The following is a 4,630-nucleotide window of genomic DNA, read 5'->3' on the forward strand; positions in this document are numbered from 1 at the left end:
ATAATATTTGGGTTAATTGGTTCAATGAAATTGTGATCTCCAGTCACCAGTAAAAAACCAGCCCGCTTTGCGTACCGAGAAGATTGTACGTTATTTAACCTAAAATATTTTATATTATCGCAATGCATATTTCAAAAAGTTATTTTGACGTTTGAAACTGAACAAGAATAAGACCATCGATGGTAACGCAATTTATATACCACAATATACTGATGGTTGGTTGCACCCTATGTATGTCGGTGAACGAAAATTTTCTCTAATTATGATCCCAACTGTTTTTTATTGCATATCGCTACAAATAGCCTTTGAAAAATTAAGCAGGAGTACACATGCTCGAGCCACACTTTCCCGACAATGAAGCCGAGCGGCAGTCGGTCTTAAAGTCGCTGAACGTACTGAACACGAATTCGGTGGAAAAACTGGACCGTATAACCCGGTTGGCTGCAAAGTATTTTAACGTCAGTATTGCATTGATTTCGCTGATTGACCGGGATCGTCAATGGTTTCTATCTCGGTCGGGTCTCGATGTGCAGGAGACGCCTCGTAACATCTCGTTTTGTGGTCACACCATTTTGCAACGGGATGCGCTGATTGTGCCTGACACCGCGGCCGATCCGCGTTTTTTTGACAACCCATTGGTCACCGGTGGACCCAAAATAGGTTTCTATGCCGGACAACCGTTGTTTTCACTGGGGGGTCTTCCGCTGGGTACTCTGTGTATTATTGACAGCCATCCACAGGAATTCCCGCTTGATATGGCGTCTGACTTACGTGATTTTTCCACGATTATTGAAGAGTATCTGCACGGTATTGAGCTCAATATCTATACCGATAGCCTGAAATCAGACTTGCAGCGTACCGAAGCCTTATTTGAACAAATATTCTCTCAGACGGCCGTGGGGATGGCGCTAGTCTCATTGGAAGGCTACTGGTTACGCGTCAACCCGCGAATTTGTGAAATACTACAATACTCAGAACGAGAGCTAATGGGACGCACGTTTCAGGATATCACGCATCCTGATGATTTGAACACCGACCTTAGCTTATTGAAACAGCTATTAGACAATGAGATAAATACCTACTCGATAGAGAAACGTTACTTTCGAGCTGATGGTTCAATCACTTGGGTGCAACTCACGGTGGCATTAAATCGATTGCCCAACGGACATCCCCATCATTTTATTTCCGTCGTTATGGATATCAGTGAGCGCAAAGCAGCAGAAGCATCTCTGTTTACACTGCAACATGGCCTCGAAAACCAGATAGAAGTGCGAACTCAAGAACTGAATGTTGTGGTCAATCGGCTTAATCTGGAGATTGAGGACCGGATACTCACGGAGTCTCAACTTAGAACGGAAAAAGAGCGTCTACAGGCGATCACCGACAATATGCCAGCGTTGATCAGCCAGATCGATGTTAATGAACGCTATCTCTTCGTAAACAGTGCCTATAAAACCTGGTTTGGTCTGGATGCAGACCGACTCAAAATGATGACGGTACATGAGCTTATGGGGGATAAAGCTTATGCAACTGCCAAACCGATGATTGCACGAGTGCTGCGTGGTGAAACCGTGACGTTTGAGAATGAACTGCAAACTCGCCAAGGAACACTGGCAATTCATACCACACTGGTACCCTGTAAAACTCAAGGGTTTTATATTCTTTCTATGGATATTTCCGAGCTTAAACAGTTGCAGCAACGCTTGGAATACGATGTCACCCACGACATGTTGACCGGATTAACCAACCGACGCGCGTTTCTACGTCAGTTGAACACGATATTACCAAATTGTGGCCCTCAGCAGCAGATGGCATTACTGTTAATTGATCTGGATGGATTCAAAACACTTAACGATAACTTTGGTCATAATTTTGGTGACCGGGTCCTGCAAACTTTTGCCAAATTGCTCAGCGATTGTACTCATGCCCATAACAGCGTCTCACGCCTAGCGGGCGATGAATTTACGGTTATCCTCTGGCCGTTAACAGAACCACGGTGGCAAGTGAGTGAATTTTGCGAGAAAGTGCTGACACAGTTAGCGGCAATAGAGCAGATTGGTCATCAGCATGTGAAGCTGTCGGCCAGTATCGGTGCGGCAATCTCGCCTGATGGGAAGATAACCACGAAGGCACTGTTGATCAAGGCTGATGCCGCAATGTATCGCGCGAAATCTGCCGGTAAAGGAACTTACACTATCAACTAATTGTTGTGTGCTTAGGCTTTTTTAGGGTTCTGTCACATTAAGGCCTTATCTGGTAACCTGTTTTTCTTTCGTAATGTTACCTGCCCATGCCTGTGATCCGAAACGCATTCAGTCGCTGGCATCACCCCCGTCGATGTTATCGCGAAATGTGTTCGTTGGTTTCTCACCTATACCTCGAGATGGCGCAACCTCGAAGAAATGATGGCTGAGCATGGTGTTGTCGTTGAACATTCCACACTTCACCGCTGGGTCATCCACCTAGTGCCATTGCGGGACAGGGCATTTCGACGGCATAAGCGTCACGTGGAAAGCCGGTGGCGTATAGATGAAACCTATATCAAAATCAGGGGCCAGTGGAAATACCTGTACTGGGCTGTTGATACTGAGACCAGACCATCGATTTCCTGCTGACGGCTAAGCTGGCTACCGCAACTGTACTGCACTGCTTCCGCAGGGCCACTCGCCACTGTGGCGAATCTGAGGTAATGGCCATCGATAAAAGTGGTGTCAACATGGCCGCGCTGGCTACGCTAAAAGCGGGCAAACCAGAAGGTGAAAGTATCACCATCAGGCAGAGTAATTACTTGAATAACCTTGTGGAGCAGGATCACCGGAATATCAAACACCGAATATGTCTGATGCAGGGATTTAAGTTGTTTTGTCGGGTGCAGACAATTATGGCCGGTATTGAGCTGATCCACATGATACGCAAAAGGCAATATCGGCATCCAGCAGGGGACGGATCCTCCTCGTCGAAACAGTTTTACCTGTTAGCTGCCTGAAAACCGGGCAATGCAACTTTCGCGGTTAATGCGACGGAACCTTCATTTTCAGAAGGGGTGACAACTATGCTGACACTGAGAGACTCTTAGGCATGATTCACAAAAAACCGGGTGCATTGACACCCGGTGATAATATGGCTTATCTTTCAGAATAACGTGTTCGAAAAACATGCTTAATACTACACGACTACCCTGCTCCATAAATACACACCCGGTGCACCCGGCGCCCACCCTGCATTGGAAGTATTGGCATATATACACTTCCAGATGTAACTATTGTGTGAAACAAGATCACCGAGTTCGTACCGAACGCCATTTGGTGACCACGGCGCTGGAGTCTCAACAACACCACCTTTGAGCACTTCTATCGCCCTTCTGATATTAGGAAGAGGACCAATATGTCCGCCGCTTCCTTGTGGAGTACCCGTCTGGATTAAAAGACTTCTCATTTCATGGGGAGATAATACTGCACCATTATGATTCGCTTTATACCATGACTGTATCGCAATAACTGCTGAGGTGACTATTGGTCCTGCTGACGACGTGCCATTAAAAGTATAAGTATAACCCCTTAAAGGACCACCATTAAAAAGATTGGTATATCCAGTAGTGGCTACATCTCCACCCCAACCTTGCACGTGAACCTTACTACCATAAGTAGAAAAAGATAACCGATTGCGTCCCACTCTTGACCCAGCACCTACCAGAATAGCGCCATTGTCTCCTCGGTTCCTATATTCTGCGTAAAAGGGATCATCCAAATTCTCACTCCCATTCCCTGCCGTCATAACAACAATAATTCCTTTATCTGTAGCCTCTTTTGTCAAATCCCAAACAGCCCTATTAAAATCAGGTGGTACATACCTGCCATTTTGCCCTCCAGTTTGCATCTCAAATAAGAAAACATCGCCCGATCGAAGATACTGCAGTCCCTTAGCAATGCCCGCAGGTCTGCCATAAGTGATTTCAGATATGCCATAGAAGTAATCAAGATCAAAGGCCGCCCCTTTCATGCCAAAGCCATTATCTCTAGCGAAAATGACACCTGTCACGGCAGCGCCGTGATCGTCATGGCCATGGTTGGTTGTAGCAATAAGCTCTATGAAATTATCACTTTTTAAATCTTCATGATCATAAATGTTACCCCATTCAATATCGGCGCATCGAACGCCTTTCCCGGTAACGCCTATTGACCAAGCGTAGTCAGCATCAATACCATAAACGTTTGTTCCAGCCTGTGCGCGAAGATAGGTCTGATTACTTGTGAAGTCAGGTGTGTTGGACAATACACTGATACAAGGGGCATCTAGGTCAGGTATGTATGGTGGTATAATAGGTTCTGCTGACTCTAAGACGACATATTCTACAATATTCAGCTGTCTGAATTTCTCTGCGATTTCTTCCAGCTCACAATATGTCATATCATTTTCAACATAAACAAGTCCTTTATATTGAGAGAAATCTACATTGTTTTCTGTGCATTTTATTTCACCGGTAGCCGCCAAGTCAGGAATAGCGATCCGATAACTAAGGTTAAGTAAGAAGTCGTTATTTCTTAATGTTTTATCATGGTCAATAAAATATAACTTCCCATCTTTTACACAGGATATTTCTTCCTGTTTGAACTTTACCAGTAAATTATAT

2 protein-coding genes and 1 pseudogene are annotated in these 4,630 nt (G+C 45.0%); 2 read left to right on the forward strand and 1 reads right to left on the reverse strand.

Annotated features, from left to right (window positions below):
- The first annotated feature begins 329 nt into the window (after positions 1 to 329).
- Both V2A85_RS21960 and V2A85_RS21965 read left to right on the forward strand, forming a co-directional pair.
- On the forward strand, positions 330 to 2,204 hold the full coding sequence (locus V2A85_RS21960) for a diguanylate cyclase domain-containing protein (RefSeq protein WP_420072366.1): 1,875 nt from the start codon (positions 330 to 332) through the stop codon (positions 2,202 to 2,204).
- A gap of 86 nt (positions 2,205 to 2,290) precedes the next feature.
- Positions 2,291 to 2,986: pseudogene (locus V2A85_RS21965) on the forward strand (IS6 family transposase).
- Positions 2,987 to 3,165: 179 nt separating this feature from the next.
- On the opposite strand, the gene V2A85_RS21970 reads toward V2A85_RS21965, so the two are convergent.
- Positions 3,166 to 4,630: S8 family serine peptidase (locus V2A85_RS21970; protein ID WP_420072367.1), on the reverse strand; the 1,465-nt coding region annotated here is incomplete at its 5' end.

It is taken from the genome of Yersinia sp. 1252 StPb PI (assembly GCF_048593885.1).
GTDB lineage: Bacteria > Pseudomonadota > Gammaproteobacteria > Enterobacterales > Enterobacteriaceae > Yersinia > Yersinia enterocolitica_E.